29 protein-coding genes are annotated in these 21,716 nt (G+C 31.1%); 16 read left to right on the top strand and 13 right to left on the bottom strand.

All coding sequences use genetic code 11. The annotated features are described in order from the left end of the window. Positions 1–66: 66 nt before the first annotated feature. The 6 genes from tenpIN (at position 67) to ACECE_RS0202170 (ending at position 4,224) form a co-directional block, all read left to right on the top strand. Positions 67–501, top strand: a complete 435-nt coding sequence (tenpIN, locus tag ACECE_RS0202195) for a type III toxin-antitoxin system TenpIN family toxin (protein ID WP_010243752.1) — start codon at positions 67–69, stop codon at positions 499–501. 169 nt (positions 502–670) lie between these two features. Beyond that, positions 671–1,276, top strand: a complete 606-nt coding sequence (locus ACECE_RS0202190; RefSeq protein WP_010243750.1) for a recombinase family protein — start codon at positions 671–673, stop codon at positions 1,274–1,276. 97 nt (positions 1,277–1,373) lie between these two features. Next, positions 1,374–2,054: a VIP2 family actin-ADP-ribosylating toxin gene (locus ACECE_RS0202185; RefSeq protein ID WP_010243749.1), complete on the top strand. Its 681-nt coding sequence runs from the start codon at positions 1,374–1,376 to the stop codon at positions 2,052–2,054. A gap of 47 nt (positions 2,055–2,101) precedes the next feature. After that, on the top strand, positions 2,102–2,881 hold the full coding sequence (locus ACECE_RS28950) for an AP2/ERF family transcription factor (protein WP_162862459.1): 780 nt from the start codon (positions 2,102–2,104) through the stop codon (positions 2,879–2,881). 110 nt (positions 2,882–2,991) lie between these two features. Beyond that, positions 2,992–3,354 (top strand): hypothetical protein, encoded by a 363-nt coding sequence (locus ACECE_RS0202175; RefSeq protein ID WP_010243746.1) that lies wholly within the window; start codon positions 2,992–2,994, stop codon positions 3,352–3,354. A 165-nt stretch (positions 3,355–3,519) separates the two neighbouring features. Continuing rightward, entirely contained in the window at positions 3,520–4,224 is a 705-nt protein-coding gene (locus tag ACECE_RS0202170) for an NPCBM/NEW2 domain-containing protein (protein ID WP_010243744.1), read from the top strand. Between the two features lie 274 nt (positions 4,225–4,498). On the opposite strand, the gene ACECE_RS0202165 is transcribed toward ACECE_RS0202170, so the two are convergent. The 10 genes from ACECE_RS0202165 to ACECE_RS0202115 form a co-directional block, all read right to left on the bottom strand. After that, the gene (locus ACECE_RS0202165) at positions 4,499–4,849 is read right to left on the bottom strand and encodes a hypothetical protein (RefSeq protein ID WP_010243741.1); all 351 of its coding nucleotides are present in this window, start codon (positions 4,847–4,849) and stop codon (positions 4,499–4,501) included. A gap of 126 nt (positions 4,850–4,975) precedes the next feature. Next, on the bottom strand, positions 4,976–5,404 hold the full coding sequence (locus ACECE_RS0202160) for a JAB domain-containing protein (RefSeq protein ID WP_010243739.1): 429 nt from the start codon (positions 5,402–5,404) through the stop codon (positions 4,976–4,978). A gap of 611 nt (positions 5,405–6,015) precedes the next feature. Continuing rightward, a complete protein-coding gene (locus ACECE_RS0202150) occupies positions 6,016–6,261 on the bottom strand; it encodes a hypothetical protein (protein WP_010243738.1) in 246 nt (81 codons plus the stop codon). 727 nt (positions 6,262–6,988) lie between these two features. After that, positions 6,989–7,267, bottom strand: coding sequence for a hypothetical protein (locus ACECE_RS0202145; RefSeq protein WP_010243737.1), 279 nt, complete (start codon positions 7,265–7,267; stop codon positions 6,989–6,991). An 817-nt stretch (positions 7,268–8,084) separates the two neighbouring features. Beyond that, the gene (locus ACECE_RS32060; protein WP_268871002.1) at positions 8,085–8,219 is read right to left on the bottom strand and encodes a hypothetical protein; all 135 of its coding nucleotides are present in this window, start codon (positions 8,217–8,219) and stop codon (positions 8,085–8,087) included. A gap of 346 nt (positions 8,220–8,565) precedes the next feature. Further along, positions 8,566–9,165: a hypothetical protein gene (locus ACECE_RS0202135; protein WP_010243736.1), complete on the bottom strand. Its 600-nt coding sequence runs from the start codon at positions 9,163–9,165 to the stop codon at positions 8,566–8,568. After that, entirely contained in the window at positions 9,156–9,542 is a 387-nt protein-coding gene (locus ACECE_RS0202130; protein WP_010243735.1) for a hypothetical protein, read from the bottom strand. The genes ACECE_RS0202135 and ACECE_RS0202130 overlap by 10 nt, the downstream gene beginning before the upstream one ends. 14 nt (positions 9,543–9,556) lie before the next feature. Further along, positions 9,557–9,922, bottom strand: coding sequence for a hypothetical protein (locus ACECE_RS0202125; RefSeq protein ID WP_010243734.1), 366 nt, complete (start codon positions 9,920–9,922; stop codon positions 9,557–9,559). A 174-nt stretch (positions 9,923–10,096) separates the two neighbouring features. Continuing rightward, positions 10,097–10,267, bottom strand: a complete 171-nt coding sequence (locus ACECE_RS30535) for a Spo0E family sporulation regulatory protein-aspartic acid phosphatase (protein ID WP_117385714.1) — start codon at positions 10,265–10,267, stop codon at positions 10,097–10,099. A 191-nt stretch (positions 10,268–10,458) separates the two neighbouring features. Continuing rightward, positions 10,459–10,824, bottom strand: coding sequence for an ECF-type sigma factor (locus tag ACECE_RS0202115; protein ID WP_117385711.1), 366 nt, complete (start codon positions 10,822–10,824; stop codon positions 10,459–10,461). A gap of 196 nt (positions 10,825–11,020) precedes the next feature. Here ACECE_RS0202115 and ACECE_RS0202110 point away from each other — a divergent pair, with 196 nt between their 5' ends. The 3 genes from ACECE_RS0202110 (at position 11,021) to ACECE_RS0202100 (ending at position 13,826) form a co-directional block, all read left to right on the top strand. Continuing rightward, a complete protein-coding gene (locus ACECE_RS0202110) occupies positions 11,021–13,120 on the top strand; it encodes a methyl-accepting chemotaxis protein (protein WP_010243731.1) in 2,100 nt (699 codons plus the stop codon). Positions 13,121–13,136: 16 nt separating this feature from the next. Then, complete coding sequence (locus ACECE_RS30895) at positions 13,137–13,313, top strand: hypothetical protein (RefSeq protein WP_162862458.1); 177 nt, start codon at positions 13,137–13,139, stop codon at positions 13,311–13,313. 321 nt (positions 13,314–13,634) lie between these two features. Continuing rightward, positions 13,635–13,826, top strand: coding sequence for a helix-turn-helix transcriptional regulator (locus ACECE_RS0202100; protein WP_010243730.1), 192 nt, complete (start codon positions 13,635–13,637; stop codon positions 13,824–13,826). Positions 13,827–13,953: 127 nt separating this feature from the next. Here the strand turns inward: ACECE_RS0202100 and ACECE_RS0202095 are convergent, their stop codons facing one another. Together ACECE_RS0202095 and ACECE_RS0202090 are read right to left on the bottom strand one after the other, a co-directional pair. Next, entirely contained in the window at positions 13,954–14,250 is a 297-nt protein-coding gene (locus ACECE_RS0202095; RefSeq protein WP_010243729.1) for a hypothetical protein, read from the bottom strand. Positions 14,251–14,255: 5 nt separating this feature from the next. After that, entirely contained in the window at positions 14,256–15,254 is a 999-nt protein-coding gene (locus ACECE_RS0202090) for a ParM/StbA family protein (protein ID WP_010243728.1), read from the bottom strand. Between the two features lie 398 nt (positions 15,255–15,652). On the opposite strand from ACECE_RS0202090, the gene ACECE_RS0202085 reads away from it, so the two are divergent. The 6 genes from ACECE_RS0202085 (at position 15,653) to ACECE_RS0202060 (ending at position 20,838) form a co-directional block, all read left to right on the top strand. Beyond that, entirely contained in the window at positions 15,653–16,525 is an 873-nt protein-coding gene (locus tag ACECE_RS0202085) for a hypothetical protein (protein ID WP_010243727.1), read from the top strand. A gap of 39 nt (positions 16,526–16,564) precedes the next feature. Then, complete coding sequence (locus ACECE_RS0202080; protein WP_010243726.1) at positions 16,565–16,756, top strand: hypothetical protein; 192 nt, start codon at positions 16,565–16,567, stop codon at positions 16,754–16,756. Positions 16,757–17,464: 708 nt separating this feature from the next. Beyond that, on the top strand, positions 17,465–18,421 hold the full coding sequence (locus tag ACECE_RS0202075; protein WP_010243725.1) for an alpha/beta fold hydrolase: 957 nt from the start codon (positions 17,465–17,467) through the stop codon (positions 18,419–18,421). Then, positions 18,418–19,839 carry a sensor histidine kinase gene (locus ACECE_RS28945; RefSeq protein ID WP_010243724.1) on the top strand — a complete coding sequence of 474 codons (1,422 nt, stop codon included), beginning with the start codon at positions 18,418–18,420 and terminating at the stop codon, positions 19,837–19,839. The genes ACECE_RS0202075 and ACECE_RS28945 overlap by 4 nt, the downstream gene beginning before the upstream one ends. Then, positions 19,839–20,456, top strand: coding sequence for a response regulator transcription factor (locus ACECE_RS0202065; protein WP_010243723.1), 618 nt, complete (start codon positions 19,839–19,841; stop codon positions 20,454–20,456). The genes ACECE_RS28945 and ACECE_RS0202065 overlap by 1 nt, the downstream gene beginning before the upstream one ends. A gap of 196 nt (positions 20,457–20,652) precedes the next feature. Next, positions 20,653–20,838 carry a helix-turn-helix transcriptional regulator gene (locus tag ACECE_RS0202060; RefSeq protein WP_010243722.1) on the top strand — a complete coding sequence of 62 codons (186 nt, stop codon included), beginning with the start codon at positions 20,653–20,655 and terminating at the stop codon, positions 20,836–20,838. A 5-nt stretch (positions 20,839–20,843) separates the two neighbouring features. On the opposite strand, the gene ACECE_RS0202055 is transcribed toward ACECE_RS0202060, so the two are convergent. Continuing rightward, the gene (locus ACECE_RS0202055; RefSeq protein WP_010243721.1) at positions 20,844–21,155 is read right to left on the bottom strand and encodes a helix-turn-helix domain-containing protein; all 312 of its coding nucleotides are present in this window, start codon (positions 21,153–21,155) and stop codon (positions 20,844–20,846) included. A gap of 199 nt (positions 21,156–21,354) precedes the next feature. On the opposite strand from ACECE_RS0202055, the gene ACECE_RS0202050 reads away from it, so the two are divergent. After that, a complete protein-coding gene (locus ACECE_RS0202050; protein ID WP_010243719.1) occupies positions 21,355–21,549 on the top strand; it encodes a helix-turn-helix domain-containing protein in 195 nt (64 codons plus the stop codon). The last annotated feature ends 167 nt before the right edge of the window (positions 21,550–21,716 follow it).

Here is a 21,716-nt window from a genome sequence, read left to right as displayed (position 1 = left end):
GATTAAGCTCCTTTATTATGAAATATAAAGGAGCTTTTGTTCTGCTTAAAGGAAGGGTGGGAAATAATGAGGTATATATTTCTAAATCAAAAATTTTACAATCAATTTGACGAAAAGAATTATCCTGAAATAGAACGAAAACTGGAAAGACCATATGTAATGCTTACAGTAAATATTAACGGAGTAGTTTTTGGTATACCTTTAAGATCAGGAATAAATCATCCAAATGCCTTATGGACAAATAAACAAAATCACTGTGGTGCAGATTATTCTAAAGCAGTATTAATACCTGATGATTCATATATAGATTCAAGAAATCCGTATATTAGACCTGAGGAGCATAGAGTTTTAATTCAAAAAGAGCATCAACTAAAGATAGGTTTTGATAAATATATTAATGAATATAAGAAAGCACTAAAAGATATCCATATTGATAGAAACAAACTGATTTGTAAATATTCAACTTTGCAGTACTATCATAAAGAGTTGAACATCACATAAATGATTAATTTCATAAAAACTACCATTCAAAAAGGTATACCTTTTTGGTTGCTTGAAAAAGTGCCAAAAGGGTATTTATTTTGTATTCAAAAAAGTATAAAATTAATTTATGAATATATTCGGAAATTAACACACCTTTTAGAATACAATTATAAAGGAGATGCCAACATTGAGAAAATATGGCTATATACGAGTAAGCGATAAAGACCAGAATGAAGCGCGTCAAATATTGAGCCTTAAAGAAGCCGGGGTTGATGAAGCATTTATATTAATAGATAAACAAAGTGGAAAAAATTTTGATAGGCCGCAATACCAATTACTTAAGAAAGCTCTCAGAGAAGGTGACTTACTTGTTATATCGTCAATAGATCGCCTCGGCCGAAACTATAAAGAAATAATAAATGAATGGAAATATATAACACAGGAACTCAAAGCTGATATAAAAATATTAGATATGTCTCTCCTGGATACTACCCTGCACAAAGATTTACTTGGTACTTTTATAAGCGATTTAATTCTTCAGGTCCTTGCTTATGTTGCAGAGCAGGAGAGACATAACATAAAGAAAAGACAAGAAGAAGGTATAGCAGCTGCTAAAATTCAAGGCAAGCATCTTGGAAGACCAAAGACTAAAACACCAGAAAATTTCACCATTGTTTATGAAAAATGGATTAATAAAGAGATTACTGCAAGAGCTGCGATGAAAGAGCTTAATTTAAAACCAACTACTTTTTATAATTTACTTAACTTACAAAAATCGAAAGATAACTCTTAAATCTGGTTGGTACTATGTAGATTTATTTCTTCCATTAAATTTGCTATAATGTTTAAAAATTATATACAGCCTAAATTAAGTAATTGTAGGTGATAATTTGTATAATGAATTTAAAGAATTTGTGTCATATGAGGAATCTAAAAGTTTTGGAGAAAAATATTACAGCACTTGGCTACAAGATTTTCAGCTAGAGGGTAAACATAGACACACATATGAATTAAGTGATTTAAATTATGAAGTAATTAAAGAGTCAAAAGGCAAGGAATACGCTGATAGGTTTAGGCACGAAGTATCTGTTTATAAAGCGTTTTCATATTATTGCGGTGGAAATTATGGTCTTGCAATTAATGAACTATGTCGTAAAGGATATACTGATATAGGTTTTAATACTCACACTCTCAAGTCAATGATTCAAATAATGGAGAGTGAAATTAATAAATTTGTGATCAAAGAAAATATTATAGGATACAGAACCCTATGTTACAAAGACTTATTATTCGCCCAAAGGAAAAGCAATTTGCGGAAAGGTGATATTATTATTGACCAAGGATTTATGGGTGTCGGTTTGGTTAAAGAAACGTTACTTCAGGAGCATGATATGGATACCCTTATGAAAGTTTTTATTCCAACTGGCAGCCATGCAATATATCTTGATCTTATCAGTAATAGGCCGAATGAACAGGAGCTGCTACTAAAAAAGAACACTAAGTTAAAAATATTATCTATTAAAAAGCTATTTTTTAGAAATACAAGGTTGATGCATTGCGCTGTAATATAAGGCCAGAATCAATACATAGATTTGAGGTTATGTGTTTAGTAAGGGAAGTGATTAATATGCCTATCATTGTTGGTAAAAAAGGCGAACTAATAATTGTTGATCCGTTGGATTACGAAAAAGCAAACTTATACAAATGGTATGCTGCTCACAATAAAAAAGGATTTATTCAAATATTAACGAGAATAAACGGAAAAAGAGTCTCATATTCTACCGTTATTTTTGGTCTTTCGAAAAATCAACGATTATTACATAAAAACGGTGATTCATATGATTTCTCAAGAGAAAATATTTTGATTTGTAATTATAGTGAATTTATGCATTATATAATGAAGCAATCCGGGAAAAGTTCGAAATACTTTGGTGTATATTATGATAATAGGTTCAAACGTTGGAAGGTTAGAATCAAGAAAAGAGAGAAAATAATTAATGCCGGAGGATACCTGCAGGAAGATGAAGCAGCTATAGCTGCAGACTATTTAACATTTAAATACTATGGAAATGTAGATAAGAGAAATTTTCCGAATCTGGATCGAAGCGAAATCGAGAGTCTCTTTGATGAATTACAATACAAATATGGGTATACAAGTATCGAAAAAAACTCTAAAAGTAACCAGGGGCGCAAGACATTATATAAAGAATGCTCTTCTCATTTTGTAGGTGTTACTTGGGATAAACAACGAAAAAAATGGATCGCACAAACAAATTTTAATCAAAAACATATTTTTATAGGTCGTTTTGTAAGCGAAGAGGAAGCAGCTAGAGCTTATGACCTTAAAGTTTTAGAACTTTTTGGTGAGTATGCAAAATTGAATTTTCCTGATTTTTAATAATAGGAATCATAAATATTTATATATTTATATGATAATTATGTTTTTTTTGATATAATTATCAAAATGCTAAAGACAAGCTTAAATATAAGAAAGGAAGGGGATACAAAATGATAACAGCGCTCAAATATCATGATGTTTCAGATGATGAAAAAGTAAACAAATTAAGGGTGGACAGAGAAAACCTATGGAACGAACTCATTAATGATTATTTAAAAACTCAAAAACCTTGGAACGCTGAACAACTTAATTCTATGATAAGGTCACTACAGGAATACTTTTCCGTAGATACTCCTGAAAATATGAATTTGGAATTAAAACAGTACAGAATGGCAATTGATAACTTTTCCAGAATTTCCGTTTTCCTTTTAGAGCTGCTTACAGGAGAGAAAGAGTTTGATAAAGGTAATGCTGATTACATAACTAAAAAACTTATGGAAATATTCTTAGTGTTAGAAATAGGCAGGGAATAATTTTATGCTTAATAGTAAATTTCAAGAAAAGAATTCCCCGAAAGCTGTCTCCAATACTGAAGGTAGGCGCAAGCAATAAAAAAAGATTGGTTTGACAAAGTAATGAAGGAAAGTGTAGTCGAAAATTCAACAGCACAACAAACAACTTAATGGAGGTAAATACAAATGAGTAAAGCAAAGTACTTTCTTATAGGTTTAGTTATAGGTTCAATATTCTTTTCAAGTGTTGCATTTGCAGCAACAAATTATAATCTTGAATTATTTGGAGTAAAGCTCATTTTTAATGGTGAAGAAAAGAAGGGCAGTGATAAAGAAAATATGTACTGGAACGGAAAATATTATGTTCCTACTGCTTTAATTTACAATGGTACAACATACGTTCCATTGAGATTTTTTTCTGAATCAATAGGGCAACCTGTAGACTATAAAAACAATACAATATATGTTGGTAAAATTTCAGACAATGAGAAAACATGGAGCTATATGATTGATACAATTTTACCTTTTTATACAGATAGCAGCGCATATTATAATGCTAATAAAACAATGACAATGGGAGGAAAAGAATATAATAAAGGTATTCAATTATATTCATATGTCAGTAATAGTACATACTCTTTTAATCTTGCTTCAAAGTATACTGCTTTAAAGGGAATTATTGGCCTTGATGATACAGAAAACCAAAAAGGGTCTTCTATCGAATTTTATAATGATGATAAATTGATTACCTCATATAATTTAGCCCCTGGTTCTCTACCAAAGGAATTCAATATTGATTTAAAAGGAGTTATTAAACTGGATATAAAGTTTATAAAGAATGGCTCATATGATTCTAGCACCGTAGACCTTGCAAATTTGATGATACAATAAAATCTGAAAAAATAGAAGGTGTTTAACCTTCTATTTTTTGTTTTTCCTTGCGTAATATGGTACAGTTTTAATGGATAAATGAGCGGCTATTACTGTAAAATAATTACACGCTTATAGTCGTTAACTGTTCCATTACTACACGTACAGAATAGGGTAATCATCGAATATATCAAGTTTCTCTACACCACTAGTCAAAACAATATTATATTACCGTATTTTATAAAGGTACAAGGCAACGACTCCTTTAATCTTTGTCTGTTAGCATAAGAGACTTTTAACCAAGATATTTCTTGTTTTTTTCATCATTCATCCACTCTTCAATTTGCTTTATGGTCCAAATTGGGCGATCTCCAATATGAATGGATGGATCCGGAAGAACGTTTCTTTGTACGTAAACTGAGACTTTTCTTTTGTCCCATCCAAGTATGGCAGCTACTTCAGTAATGCCTAATAGTGGAGGAATAACTTCTTTAAATTCATTAATTATACAGCGTTTGTCAACGTAAACTCCCGCAGCTGTCAATCTTTTAGTTAACTTTTCGCCTAACCCGAGCCTATATTGACATTCTGAAGGGTCAGTTTTAGGTGTAATAAATTTTTCTTCGCTTTCAGGATATTTAACCATAGCCCTAGTCTCCTCTATATTTTTATTTTATATAAAATTGCAAGCCTGTAATCAATATTATCTTTTTCAGGTTTATCCCTCAATAGGGTTGTTACATATTTTATTTAGCACTTTGGAGGGGGGGCCTCATAAGAGGCCATTCTCTGCAAAGCTATAATAATTTGTATCTGTGACAATTATATGATCTATTACTGGTATATGCAAAAGCTCTCCTGCCTTTTTTATTTCTTCTGTTAATTCAATATCAGCTTTTGATGGGTTCAGTGTACCTCCAGGATGATTGTGTGCTATAATAATATTGAGTGAATTTGAAAGTATTGCTATTTTAAAAACTTCCCTGGGATGTACAGGTGCTTCCGACAAAGTACCTATTGAAACAGTCTGGACACAATTTATTACATTATTTGTGCCTAATGCCATTACAATAAAGTGTTCCCTGTCCATGCTGCCTATGAGTTCTACAAGAAACTTTCCGGCCTTTGCCGAACTGTCAATAACCTCTGCTGTTATTGTTTTTTCTCTTTTGATTTTCAGGCTTACAATTTTAATTTTCATTTCTATGACCTCCAACAAATTATTATTAATTACAGTATTAATTATATAATAATTTGTTGTAAAAGTCAACAAAAAATAACGGAATATAGGTTGTTGGGTGGAAGAATAATAAGAATATTATGTTGACAAAGTCAACATAATGATATAAAATTAAATCATCAAATATCGGGAGGTTAGAGAAAAGGGACTTTTATTACGGTTGCATTTAAGCTGCCACGCTGTTGTTTTAATAGCACCACTTCTATTGTTCAGAATTAGAGGCCTCTAATTTAGCAAATATATCAATATAATCAAATTTATTCTCTACTTTGTAAAGTTGTTGCTCTGCTATATATGAAATCACATCATTAATAGATTTATAGAAAAAATATTTTTGGCAATCTTTACAGAAGATAGATGGTGTGCACTAAAAATTTTAATCTGGTAAATATCTATAATTGTTGTTGCTACACAAGTATAATTTAATGTATTAACACTATTGCAATATGCACATATCATAATATATCCCCTTTTTACATCTCAATATTGGTTTTGTGAGTAATCCGTGTAATTCCGGCAGGTAATCCGGAGTTATTCAGGCACCCTAATCTGGTCAAATTTGTTCTTATCGTTTAGGTTGGTTCGATATACCATTTATTTTCATCGCTAAGAAAAAGGTAGGCTTTTTTCCCATCGATAAAACAAGAATAACGCTTTCCCTGAAGCCCGATTTTTAGCGAAGAACCTTTGACTGGCTTACTTGGTTTATCAATCATGTAAGCCTTCTCATCATTTTCTTCAATAAGTCTGATTTTTAATGGGGTAATTTCGCCATTTAAATTATAATGTGCGATTACTTCAACATTCCGCTTATCCACTCACAAAACACCTCTTATTCAAAACATTATTACGGCATACCCAATTATAATCTTTGCCCAAATTTTGTGTCCGTAAATTTTGCTCATTACCCTGTCCGAGAATACTTCCCCAAACAGGGTATTTAATTACCAGCTAAATGCGTCTTCAATTATGAGCCTTACTACATGATCATCTATCAACTTTGTTTTCCTTTGTGCTGCGTGTATCAGGCAGGCTATACATACTTTATTGATTTTTCCTAGTTTGTTCGATATATTTATTATAATATGAAATTGCTTTACCGTAAAGATTGGCAAACGGCGGATTAATAATTAAGCACTTTAGTACATGTATTTTTTTATATAGATTCTAGTATTTATTTGGGACTTTAGTACGAACTTGAAAAGTGATATAATATAACTATAGACAATATTTCTTACCTATGTTTTACATTACTCAGTAAATTTAAGTAGGAAAGGAATGATGATCATTGAGTCCATTAGAAGTTACTTACTTTACCAGTAGAATTTATTTTGTAATTAGTTCAATTGGTTTTATAATCTTCTTATTCCTTACCATAAATAGTATCATAAGAAAGAAGGAATGTGAAAATTATAAATTTCTAATGTATTACTCTGCAATCATAGTAATATTAGCGAAATTAAATCTCTTTGTTCCTATTATTTAGATCATAAAGGTGAACCTTTTGCAGGTGGCTGATTATCAATCATGTAAGCTTTCTCGTTTTTAAAACCCTGCCAACGGGTTTCCGTCATAATCGCCTTTGATTTCTACTTCTGCATCTGATATTTTTTCATCATCTGGGTCAACATAGGTTCTGCATTTTGCATGTAGCCAAATGTTTATCGGTCGATTATTGACTATTTCAACCTCGTCAAAATCAAAATCCATATGGCTCATTAGGTATTCTTCAATAATTTCTTGGAGGTCCTCCTCATTAATCTCAATTTTCCGTTCAATAAAACCTTCCTTACTGTAGTATTTAATCGGAAACACATCACGCATTTTGACTTACCTTCCTTTGTTTAAACTGAAGTTAATTTTATCAAAATTAAAGTGAATAGTAAATGACTTATGGCTGTAAATTAACAAACCTGACATACGCGTTTATTGTAGAGATTCGGCGGATCGATAATTATAAATTGATTAACCGCTTTATGTGCTGCCGGATTGCAATTAATCAATTTCGATTAAGAAATACTTGTTTTCTTCGGCAGCCATCACATTATCGAAAAAAATTAAACCTTAGTGTGCTGCTGCTCAGTACCTTCGCAGATTTATTGAAGACAATTAGAAAAATTGATGAAACTGATTTAATCGAAATGAGAGACGATTATTGGCGATTGTATTGGATTGCGATATCATTATCGATAGTGTGTCTATTATCATTGCGAATTGTAATATATTTTACTAATCTTTATCCAATAGGAAGGGGCGTATTGCGAAATTCACTTTTCGAAAATTACTTTTATTTTAGCTTACTATGTCGAACTCTTATTTGGTAATTTTAGGTGTAAAAAATTATTGCACTGCACTTTAACAACCTTAGAAAATTTTTTCGACATATATCGATAAAATTCGGCAAATATAATACAATTGTATTGCAGTTAAATATTACCATCTTTAGAAATGGTGCTTTGATTGAATAAAAATTTTAAACCTTTAATTACGGAAATAGCTGGAAGTATATTTGCACGCATCCCCTTTTCGCATTTCGCTAAATACAGTTATATCAATACTTTTCGAGATGCGACAATTATATTAGCGAGATGTAAATTTTCGCATCTCGCTAATACATTATATCTTGGGTCAGAAAAATTTTCTAATCTTTCATATCCTCAGTACCGTCTTTATCAGAAATGCATGTCAAATACTTATCTTCTTCAATAGGAATCATTTTGCCCATTACCGACTTTCTCCAACTTATTCGTTTCAAACACTTCTTACACGTTGGCATAAATACTCCTCGTTCCATTTATTTTTTTGGAATATCAAGCAATCCTTCTTCTATCCATTCATCAAGTCCAAGATTCATAAGTTCTTCTTTATTTTCAAATATCTCTCTAAGTTCTTTTTTAGTAAATTCATGCCTCCTTTACTATAATTTAATTGACTTAATTAATTTTATATTTATTATATAAATATTTCAATAACCACCTGAATTTGTTTAATAGCCGTATACGGATTTTCCGTATATGGTTAAATATTTCTGTCTGAAAGTGTTCTGTCTGAAGAAAAAATATTGAAAATTCCTTAAGGGAAATATGGTCAGACAGACCTTCAGACAGAAAATCAGACAGAATTTACGATGCTGACTGCAAGCTAAAACTCTGGCTAATATTTAATGTTTTAAGAATTTCTCGTATTTCGCAAATCGTTTTCACATCTGGATTCAGGAATCTTATATGTTTCGATTTTATTTTATATGTGTAGGAAACGGATTTGGTAGAAAGGTCCAAAATAGGGCTATCCTCTGAAAAAGATTGAAATTTGATTCTCGAATAGTCCACAAAACCATAATCCTGCGATAAATAAAAATCAAGGGTACCGGTTCTTAGTGTACATTGGATATGACTATTAATCTTGTCAAGGGTATATATATTATTTCTCATCAGTTTTTCAATATATTTTTTTAGATCACTATTTATAAATTGTTTCAGCTCTATTAGTGCAGCTGCATCAAATTTGCTAATATCATCATCATTTATATTGCGTATATTTTTCAGATCTATATATATTTTAACCAATGCTAAGATATAATCTTTAACAGAAGTAATCTCTTTTATTGCAAGCTTACGAACAAAGAAGTCGCTTATGTTTATTGGGGGAAGAAGTTTATAAGCGTTTTTATTGAGCAGATCGAGAAGATAAAGAACACCTAAAAAACTAAGTATTATGTACATGGCAAAACCCTCCTTTCATACATTGGGACCAATTCGAATTTATAATGTGTGCACTTCCCGCTTTTTATTGTAGCATTTATTATGACATCTATTGTGTTAGTGCTCGATACATAGTTTTTTTGAATGTTGGATAATTGAAAAACAAAATAAACAATACCATCCGGGATACCTGTATATCTAGCTCTCGCAAGAACTTTCCCATTCTCAACTACAACAGGCACGTTTCTTATTACAGTATTTACATTATATGTTTTGGGGCGGGTTTCCATTTGGTAATAATCGCTGAGCGAATAAATACTTTCAATTTTATTAAATATAAAATGTATCAACTCTACTTTATTTAATCTATTTTTATGTCTCTTTAAAAAACCAAACATATTTAATCCTCCCTTTAGTTTATATTTTCAGTCGTCCTACATAGTTTTTCATAAAACCGTTGTAATTCTTCTGTTTCACATGTTGCAAATGCCCTATATTTATCATCTAATTCTTCCGGAACTATTACGGATATCTGTTTGTAAGTGTTTGATAAAGATTGTATCTTATACTCAATGTATTTTTTCAGTTTTAAAGCTTTAATATCAGGTATTTCAATAATGATTTCATTAGGTGATGTGATACATAATTTATCTAAGATTTCTTCAAGGAACTCTAAGCCTTCTAAAAAGCCTTCTAAACGTTTAGATATAAAAATGTCTAATGATATGCTAGAATTAAGTTTAAAAGCCAACTCACGACTAATAATGATTTTAACCATGCTTCATACCTCCACGAAATTTTTTTATCCTACCAAGGGCACGAAAACATGCTTATATACAAACAGCGCATTTTTCTATATAATAGTTATGTACTGGGGTTATGCCTCTTTGTAGGTATTACCTTTCTTAGACTCCTGGTGGAGAAAACACCAGGAGTCTTTAAAATTCCTCTGTCATTTCCTGCGTTTTACTGGTTGATGGCTATTTAATCTCCTTTGTTCTTTTGCTATAAGTTTGTCAACTTCATGAGACTGAGCTAACACTTCATCGCAACAAAGTTCTTTGTTTTTAAGTATAATCAAGTAAAGTTTTTCTTTCTGCTCCTGCAGCATTTTCTTCAGCATAAAAATGACCTCCTAAATAAGTTGTTTTTGTATAACTTTTATCCCTACACAAATTCCAACTTTTAAGGAGGCTATTTTTATGATATCCTTATAGTTGGTTGCTATTAGCGTTAATCGCTTGTGTAGGTAGAGTGATACCTGCATAGCCTTTCAATGTTCCGAGCATTGAAAGGTATGGCAACCATTAATTTTTAATGCAATTTTTTTCTTATGTCCCAATTGCGCCTTACAGTTGATAAACTCACCTTCATTTGTCGAGCAATTTCTTCTTGAGTGAATCCTCTACTTTTATATTCTTGTACATCATTAAAATTTATTGCTTTAGGCCTTCCTGCTTCTTTTTTCTCCTTTATATTTATGAGCTTTAGAGCTACTACTGGATTATTAAACAAATTTGTAACTTCAGGTAAAACTTTGTCCTCCGGAAGATTTGAATCATAAATTATCGTAGCAACCTTTTTTTGTACTTCTTCATTCTCAAACTTTAAAACTTCAAATGTGTATGTTTTCACAAACTGTATCTTACTCCTTTCATTGTTATTTTTAACCACATTCATAATTTAACATATATTTTGTGAGTAGTCAATATAGGATAATAATTTTGAGCGCTAATAAAATATATGAAATTAAATAAGTTTTTGTGATATAATATATCTATAACATATCTTAAGTTACGCATATCTAGCTTAATCCCCATTTATAGAGGTTTATTGGATGATCATAGGTTTTTTATCTTAAGAGAGGTGGGATATTATGTATTTATTAAAGTCTTTATTCAAATCTTTAAGAATTGGTTTAAAACTTAACTTATCATTCGCAATCATTATAACTTCTATGCTTTTTGTTATTTTCATATCTTTAAACACGATTTCAAGTACTTTGATTAATCAGGAAAGTAAAAATACTTATGAAATGATAAAGCAAACTCAAATTAATCTAAAAGTTGTTTTAACCGAAATTGAAAAGCTTTCACTATCGCTTTCAAGAGATGATGAAATAACTAACCTTGTAACAAATTTAGATAAAGAACAGGATCAGTTAGTTGCTGCCAGTATTATAAACGATATAGCAAAGTCAATAGACAGAAATTTGCTTACACAAACCGATATAGTTAATATAAGTATAGTAACCAATTCAGGGCAAATTGTCACTTCAGGAAATCACACTTTTGAAATTAAACAACCTTCAGTATTCGAATATCCAGTTATGAAAAAATTCATTGAGAGCAAAGCAAATGCCTTATGGATAGATACATACGAAGAAACAGTTCCTACAATAAAAGCTAATTCTGAAAATGGGCATGTTATTACTCTTGTAAGAAAAATGTATTCTCCTACAAGTCTAAATAATTCTGTAGGAACGATTATATTCTACATAAATGAGTCTGCCATTAATAACGTGCTTAAAGAATTGCAGCTTTCAAGTGGTGGCAAGTATATGTTGGTAGGATCTAATAGAAACATCGTTTTTGACCCTCAAAACAGAGACCAAGATGGAAACAATATTGATACTGGCCTTATACCAAATGAGATTTATAACCGAATTCAAGAAGAAAGGAATAATTATTTCACAGGTAAAATAAATGGGACGGAACATCTGGTAACCTATGTAACAATAGATGATATCAAAGGGATTCCTCTTAAATGGTCACTAGTATCATATACTGAGATTAAAAGTATAGTTTCAACCATTAGTGCGGTTAAAAAACAAATTTGGTTTTATAGTATAATAGCTCTGCTCCTGGGAGCTTTGTTATCGTTTGGAATATCAAGAGATCTTGTTTATAGTATAAAAAAACTTGTTAATGCTATGGACAAGGCAAAACAAGGGCGGCTTGATGTAGCTTTAGTAAATGATCGTAAGGATGAAATAGGTTTTTTAACGGATAGTTTTTCTGACATGATAGATTGTATTAAGAATTTAATTTTTCACGTTCAAAAGGCTTCTGTAACTTCTAGCGACTGTTCACAATCATTATCCTCATCATGCCAACAAAATTATGCTATATCTGAAGAACTATCATCTATGATAGATACTATAAGGGACTTAATGCAAAAGTTACAACTTGAGGTTAGCAGCGAGAAAAATAATATTGTAAGTATTATAGATATTATTAAAGATGCAAAAGATAGCTTATCCTCTATAGATGCTGTTACAAGTAAATCTAAAGAAATAAATAGTAGTAACCAATCTTCTATAAATACTTTAAACGGCACTTTTGAAAAAATAATTCTTTCAATAAACAAGATAATATCCGATATTAGTAGCCTTATAAATGCCTCAACAGAAATTTCAAAAATAACAAAAGTTATAACGGAAATTTCCAGTCAAACAAAGCTGCTTTCAATTAATGCAGCTATTGAATCCGCCAAAATAGATACTCAAAGCAGCGGAAAAAGTTTCAATTTGATTTCCGAAGAGATCCGGAAGCTATCCGAGATATCGAAGAATTCGGCTTATAGCATTGATAAAATTATCAATCAACTATCAAACGAAATAATAAATACAAAAAGTTCTGCTCTGGAGCTGCAGAATATTGTAAACGACAGCAAAAAATCTATAGGCTCTGTAATAGATAGTTTTGAGCAGAATACAATCTTTCATGACAATACCCTTAACATTATACTTTCTCTAAAAAAATTCATTATAAACATTGAAACTTCAAGTTTGGATATAGTAAACTCAATTAATACAATACATACCGACTCTAATGATATACTTACTAATGTTGATAATATAATCGATGCAAAAAATGACCAAGTCAACATGAATAAACATTTGGTTGAAAAGTCTGATGACCTTATCACCTTATCTCAGGAATTAGAAAGTTCCTTCAGTTCATTCGTTGTATAATAGGAGGTATATTATTATGTTTGAAGGTTATATTATAATATTTGGTTGTCTTTTCTTATCTTTATTGGCTAATTTAGGAGTGTTCATAGGAGGTACAATAGGTAATATAATGCTTGAAATATCAACCTTTTTAACATTTGCTATCTTTGTATATATTAACTCATCCGTTTTTGAAAAACACTTTTGGTTATAAGAATAACGTGGGCTGCTGCAAGATATTTTATTACATACATATTGTACTTAAATTTTTCATAACTGAACAATATGATGTGAGATTTGATGTTTTGCAGCAGCCCCGTTTGCCATTTAATTTCCCACAATTCCTAAGTTCCGCAATGCTTGAAAGTCAAAGTTCCGAAAATAAAATCATAGACCTTTCTCACAATTCGCAAAACAAACAATATTACATATAAAATAGTAAATAGATAATAATAAATAGATAAAAATACACCTCATAAAATTAACTTAAATTTATATGTAAACTTTAATATAATGCAATTGGGGAGATGATAATATGATAATAAAAGAATATAGAAATCGAAGCAATCTAACACAGGAAGAAGTAGCTAGAGCTTTAGATATAACACTAAGTCAGTACCAGAAAATAGAAAAAGGTAAGTCTATTACTAACATTATAACAGGGTTAAAAATGGCAAGGTTATATAACGTGGATCCATATATTCTATTTGAGATTGATAAGGACTAAACCTTATCAATGATCAATGAGTAAAAAATAAAAAAGACGGTTCAAATCTAAACCGTCTTGATACAAGAATTTAGTCATCTTTTTAAAGGTCCCTCACTGAGTTTTTGGAATATCAAAAAGTGTGAACTTAAAAATTTATATCATCTTTAGAAATGTCATCATCTAAAGCACTAATTTTTTTTATATGACCTTTAGAACTTTGGTGCAGTTCTGGCTTTTGCGATGATGTAAATAAAAGTAGTAATTGCTTAATCTCCTGTAGTTCTCTTAATAAAATGTCATTTCTATTCTCTAATGCCGAAATAATATATTCTTTATGGCTTATGCCATCTTCTTTCTTGACATTTTCCAATAGGTCTATAATTTTTTTTTCACGGTTTTTATCATGATCTAGCTGTATATTAACATTTTTTATCTTTCCCATTCAGATCACATCCATCTCGATTTCCCAATTTTATAGTATGCTCTTGCATTTGAAAATTCTGGTTCTTCCTGAATCCTTTTGTTATTAAGTAAAGTATTCTTTAATAGTTCTTTTTCGAGGAGTTTAGAGCCTCCGCCTACAAAAATGTTTATCAGGTTACTCAAGCTTGTTTTATTAAGATCTAGTTCGTTTATTGCATCAGAAATGACTTTATCCGATCTTTCTTGAAGATATGAGTGAACATAATTCCCTAATTCAACTACCTCATCTTCAATTTTTATAACAGTTGTATTCTTATACCTTCCAGTTAGTATGAGATTCTCTATGCTTTTTTGAAATCTTGCATCTAAGAGTGATGGCCTATCCACATCAATATATTGGTTCAAATCTTTGCCTAAATCAGCAAATATTCTATTTAATGAAAAATCAATTGTTTTACCTTTAATTCGTATACCATTCTCAAAGTAGCTAAGGTCTAAGGTTTCACCACCAAAATCCCAAATCAAGTAATTCGCAGATTTCCTGTCAGGTAAGGTCAAAATAACACATGCTCCCTGTTTGGTGACATCAATATCAGTAACCTTAATTTTATATTCAACTCCATCCAGCTCTATAAGTTCTGCATCTTTTGAAAGCATTAGAGAACAATAATCATGACGTGTTTTATCATAATCATCATAAGGTGTTCCGGTTACAATTTTACAATCAAGATCATCGGTTTTTCCAAGAGTTTTAAGATATTTTGATATCATGACGAGTTTTATAAAATTTGACTGATCTCTAACCTCAATAGCTCCTTTGTTTCTCATGTTTATACCAGTATTACCTACGTTACCAACTAGATAAAATCTGCTATTGTATTTAACTTTTGCAATACCATCAACTCCTTCTGTCGAATTGTATTCTTCCTCAGACACTTCTCTCCAGGCAACAAATAACTCATCTTTATAGTCTTCTCCAAAAACCTTTGCATATCTATTTCCTAAATCAAAACCTATAACCAAACCAACCGCCTCCTTAAAAATTCATTAATTTAATACTAAAGGATCATTAATTTATTATAAGTATACAATAGAATTAATGAAAAATCAATATAATTTTAATGATTTCCATTAAAATTATATTGATGAATACGAATGAGTTAATGGAATCCATTAATTACTTACTATTTTTACACCTTAGCTTGTAAAATATTGATTGTAATGCTCGAAATTTGAATTTAGCACAAAAAATATTGATTTATTTGAATTGTTAAGAGATAATTTAACTATAAAATTTTGCGATACTGTGCGAGAGCTTATAGTTAAATGCAAATTTCCAGAGTTATAACGTTTGCGCAAATTTCCGATACTAACACTCGATATAGTAATTTGGGCAATTACAAAAGAAAAGGGGAATAAAAATGAGTGATAATTTAGATGAGAATGTAGAAATTGTTGATCAAATAGTCAGCTCAGATTTACAAGGTGCTGATGATATTTCCAGATTAGAAATCTTATTTAAGAATGATGTTTTATATAAAATGCTTGAGAGAGCAGACTTGGCTAATAAGATTATTACCCCTGAAATGAATGAAAAGCTTAAATTTGGTCTTAACTATAGACCTCAAGATGCAGCTGCAATTACATATGCTAATGAAGGGACCCTCAGAGGTTGGCTCAATGGAAGGGATAGTTTTGAACTACCAATGTATATTAATGCAAGTAGGGAAGGAAAATTTCATATTCTTGATGCTGAGGCTGTATATAGGGTTAGGCTAGTATATATGGTTCAAAAGGAATTGAAGTTGAGTTTGAATCATATAGCTAATATTTGTGCTGGTAAGTCGAATAATTCTAAAGTTATGCCTTTTAATCAAAATGATGAAATAATGAATAGCATAAATGAAATTAGAGAAAAAAATATATACTTAGAGAATCAAAATAGAATGTTGCTTGAAATGTTTTCAACATTGTTTGAAAAAGATGAGTCCGGAATAAAGTTGAAGAAACAATCTCCATTATTACTAGAGAATGCTAAATTTTATGAAGAAGTACAGAGCAATATTAGCAAGCTTGAGAAGAACATATCAGATCTAAAAGACGAGTTGCAAAGTGAAAGAGAGAAAAATAAAATTAATGTTAAACTTGAAATATCTAAAGTCAATATGATGTATAAAAAGGCTGAGTATTTGGCTTTACAGAAGAGAAGCCTCATCGAGAAAATTTTAAATAAGAAGCCGACTCCTGAAGACATAGAAAAATACTTGGAAGGACTAAAAAATAAGGAGGAATAATCCGAGGTGTTTTGGTAGCAACTCAGGATCAGATAAAATATGAAGTTTAAGCCTGGACAAAGAGTTATGTATAAAAATTATGAAAGTCAGGTTGTCTTTTGCTATGAAAATTATAAAGATAACAAAAATGCATATACTGTAAAATTCAAACGTGGTGAAATGGAATTACACCGCTTGTGTTATGAGGATGAACTAGAAGAGCATGCACAAATAGATTTATGGGATAGTTAGACGAAAGGTTACAACAGATTAGTGGTAACTTTGCATATAGATAAATATTGTATATATAACTATATAGTGATATAATAAAGGTATAAATAGTTAAATAAATGAATTTGTGGGTATAATATTACAAGAAGTATATTATAAATATAATAGGAAGTATCCTTTCGGATACTTCCACCTTGTTTAAGAAATGCGGCCTTTGTGGAATGGGGCCGTTTTTTCGTATATTACTATTATGCTACATATTATGCCGACAAAGTAATATAGAGCCTGAAGTACTGACAAAACAACCACATTTTTCACCTCCTAGTTTTGTGACGTACTAAGCTCTAAACTCTATTGCTCATTTAGAGAGTTTAGAGCTTAGTACGTCACAAAACAAAGAAAATGAAACCACACTTTCCCTACCATAGGATTTAATGGTATATTTTTAATATGTACTATTATATTATACTAATTTTTTAGAGATTTGTCCATTTTTATGTAATATAGGATTTTTAAGTTAAAGGTTTGAATCAATTAGAGATTTCACCCTTGCATTTTTAATTATGATGTTATAAGAATCAAAAATAATGTCGAATTGACACAGCATTATCAAAAGGTTAGTATTAAATGAGAAATATTGTTAGAAGTAGTTGTTCACTACATTATTTTATATGATTGTACTATAGACAAGATGGATTTACGATGACTTTTGATCATGGAGGAAAAGTAATGATTGAATTAATGGCAAAAATTGCAGACCGTTATGGTCTGTATGATTTACACAAAAATTATACAAAAAAAGATCAATTTTATTACGATAAAAGCGAGATATCGAAGGTAAATATAGACTTTTATGCTAGGCCAGATATTCCAGAATTAAAATTTGAGAAAAGCGATTCAAGCGATAACTATGAGTATGGAACAATAAGTTTTTCGAGCCAGGTTGATGGTGACGGAAAAGATGCTGTTTTCTACTACGCCACAAAAAATACGAAAAAACCGGTAAACATTATAATGATTCACGGCTGGAGATCCAAATTAAATAAGCTCGATAATATATTTAAAGAGGGCATTATGCAGGAAGGATTCAATGCTTATAGTTATGTTCTGCCATATCATCTAGAAAGAGCACCACAAGAATCCGCCTATAATGGAGAGTATTTTCTGACAGCGAATACAATACGAACTTTAAATGCATTCAAGCAAGCTGTGAGCGATATAAGAGCATTAATAAGATACATAAAAGATATTAAGAAGGAAACTGTATATATAATAGGTCTTAGTCTTGGAGGGTTAGTTTCTAATCTTGTTTGCGAGCATGAAGATGTCGATGCCCTGGCATCATTGTTTTATGCTAATGATTTGGCTTATACAATATTTCATGCGACTTCAGGTAAATACATAAAAAGAGATTTTGTAAATAACAAATTTTATGAGGAGCAATTGAGTGATTGCTGGAAAATAATTAATCCGAGCTTAAGTAAGCCAATAATCGATAAAAATAAAATCTTGCTTGTTTCAGGAAGATATGATGAATATGTTTTGCCTCCGGATACAAATAAATTATGGGAGGCATGGGGGAGACCGCAAAGGTACGTTTATGACTGCGGGCACTCTGGGATAGTACTTCTAAAGAAAAAGATAAGAGATAACACAATGAAATTTTTGAGGGGGATAGAAGGGTGATTATAATAGTCGCTTTGCTTTTATGGCTACTAGGGACAATCATCATTGTAAAAGACTACAAAACAGAATCTACGAGATGGTGCGCAGCAGTTACTTTCGTAACAGGTCTTGCTACGTTCTCGACCTTTTGGCACGAAAATATAATAGAATTTTTAGTGAATAATTATCATATTTCAGATAGCGTAATAAAGATAATGTGGACTACGGATGCTATTATGACAAATATAGGCCATAATATAGGTCCTTATTTTATACTTATGTACGGTTTGAGCTTTGCGAATATAGTACCCAAGAACCGTAAGATTCAACTTTACTTATTGCTAGCTATACCGTCACTGCTAAGTTGGATATTACTGCCTGTCGAAAGCAATTACTTGAGAAGTCCGCATGAGGTTATGATGCATTTCAGGTATTTGTCAATATGGGCGGCTCCTTATATGTTTGTAGGTGCTTTTTTCCTTATTTACTCCTACGTTAAAGAAAAATCTCCTCCAGTAAAAAAGTATAAACTGCTAACTACATTAGTGGCGGCTCCTCTTATTAGTTATGCGGCTGTGGCAAATGTGATTGCGAGAGCTCTAGGAATAGATAATGCATGGAGATTCTTTATTATACTAATGCCGATACAGTTCTTAGGCTTCCTGTATTTCGCAGCAAATTATGGTGTTATGGGAGTTAAACTAAAGTTTGAAAAGCTGCGCTTGGATAGCACGATAAAAGCTATTACATCCGGAACCAGAATATTGAATCATACGATAAAAAATGAGGTTAATGTAATCTCTATTTGCTGCGATAATGCTAAAATGTCAATTAATAAAGAGAATATCGATATTGATGATGTCAATAAAAACCTTGAAATAATATCGAGCGCAGCAACCCATTTACACGAAATGGTCAAAAGGATCCGTGAGCAAATGGAAGACATAATTATTGACGAGAAAGAAAATAACTTAGGGGTTATTGTAAAGAGTTCCATTGATGTAATCAAGCCAATTGCAGACAGGAAAGATGTTAAAATATTTATGTGTCATTTGAATGATGTTATTATAAAGTGTGATGAAGTACATTTTATTGAAGTACTTAATAATATTTTTAAAAATGCTATAGAGGCAATAGAGCCAGGTATTGGAGAACTAAAAATTGACTGTTTTAAGGGAAAAAAAGAACTTTGTTTATCAATAACAGATAATGGGCATGGAATATCCAAGGAAGACTTATCTCATATTTTTGAGCCGTTTTTTACAACTAAAAAACATACCCTTAACTTTGGATTAGGTTTATCTTACTGTTATAATGTTATTACGAAGCATGGAGGAACCTTGGATATACAGAGTGGTGAGGGAGTGGGTACAAGAGTACTTATTGGATTTCCTGATCAGAAAGTTATTTTATCTCCTGGCATCGCGGAGGTGATATAATGGACAAAATAAAAATAGCTATTATCGAAGATGATATCAAATGGCTTCAGGGACTAGTAAGTTACCTGGGCAAACAAGATGATTTTGTAATAGTGTTTACAGCTATGAGCAGAACGGAGGCTGTTTTGTTAAGTAAGGATACTGATGTGGATATAATAATTATGGATATAAACTTGCAAGAAAACAAGTGTGATGGAATATTGGCAGCTCAGGAGATCCTTGAGGGCAAAACGGTTAAAATTATAATGCTTACATCATTCAAAGATGAAGATATTATCAGGGATTCGTTTATAGCCGGCGCAGTAAATTATATAACTAAAGATGATTATTATGATATTCCAGATGTGATACGAAAGACTCATAAAACAGGGAGTGCCTTCGAAGTAATTCTAAAAGACTATGCCAGACTCAAAGAACAAGAACAGATAAAAGATTTGAATTTTACTGAGAAAGAAGTATTTGCGCTAATTGAGAAGGGATATACCAGGGAGCAAATACAAGAAAAGCTAAATAAATCGGAGAGTACTTTGAAAAAGCAAATTAAACAGATTCTTGCAAAGCTTGGGGTAAAAAGTAGCAAAGAAGCTGTCCAAAAGGTTAAAAGAAAGGGATTATAAACCCCATATTCCCGATAAAAGGAATGGCTAAAAGCCATTATTTTTTTGTCAAAAATTCTCTTATATACCCCATGGGGGGTCCAAAAAAATGGTCCCTAAAATTATTGAGGGCCCAAAAAGATGGTCCTGTCCAAAATTTATTTTATAATGTATGATTTTCTAAGGTTGTTACCAATAGTATCCAAGGAGAAATATTATGCGAAACAGAATGTTTGAAGCAAGGTTAAAGTTAAAGCTGACACATCAGGAGGTTGCAAAACAGTCAAAGATATCAAGAAGCTTCTATACATTGATCGAGAATGGATTAAAGAATCCTTCAATAGAAGTTGCATTAAGAGTAGCAAAGGTGTTGAATTTAAGCGTTGAAGACCTTTTTGAATAAGAAGTTTATTTCAATTTTTTAATTAATTTTAAGATAAGTTCAAGATTTTCTGAACTTAAATCCTTGGCTGCAGTGACAAGTTCTTTTAGATCACTAGATAAAGGTTCAGAAGGAAATTCATAAAAAAAGCTAGCAACAGTTATATTTAAGGCATCAATAATTTTTAATAGTATCTCAGCTGAGGGAGACTTTAAATTATTTTCGAGTTCGCTTATATATCCTGATGAAATACCTGTTAAATTTGATAATTTTGTTGTAGATAAACCAGATTGTTTTCTTAGCTCTTTTATACGTTTTCCTAAGTCAATATTATTCATAGTTAACCTTCTAATTCTCTATAGAGAGTTTTATTTATAATTATAGATACTAAAACGTATTAAATCAATAGAAAAAAGAGCTACAACAAGAAAACATAAGATAGTCTGCCATGAAATCTCTATGGAGAGTTAAACAGATATTTTAAATGCTCTTTATAGAGAGTATAATTTGTATTAGAAAAATAAGGGAGTGGAAAAGATGTTCGGTGAAAAACTTAAACAATTACGAAAACAAAGAAATATATCCCAGCATGAATTATCAAAGATAAGTAACGTTAGCTATGGTTTTATATCTGAACTAGAAACAGGTAAAAAAAGACCTTCGCTAGAAACAGCTGAAAAATTGTCTAGAGCATTAGGCGTTGCTATCACCGAACTTATTAGTGAAAATTAATTTATAAGCTTGAAATGAAAAATACTCACTGGTTGCGACAGTGAGTATTTGAGAAAAACTTTACACATTAAAGCGATATCCGACATACTCGGAAGGTATATTGACAGCACTTTTCATAAAAGTATGAATAAGTAGCTTCGCTTTCCTATTACCTAATTTAATTATAC

The organism is Acetivibrio cellulolyticus CD2 (assembly GCF_000179595.2).
Lineage (GTDB): Bacteria > Bacillota > Clostridia > Acetivibrionales > Acetivibrionaceae > Acetivibrio > Acetivibrio cellulolyticus.
Note: the sequence above shows the minus strand (reverse complement) of the source record. Positions and strands in the feature narration are given on the sequence as shown.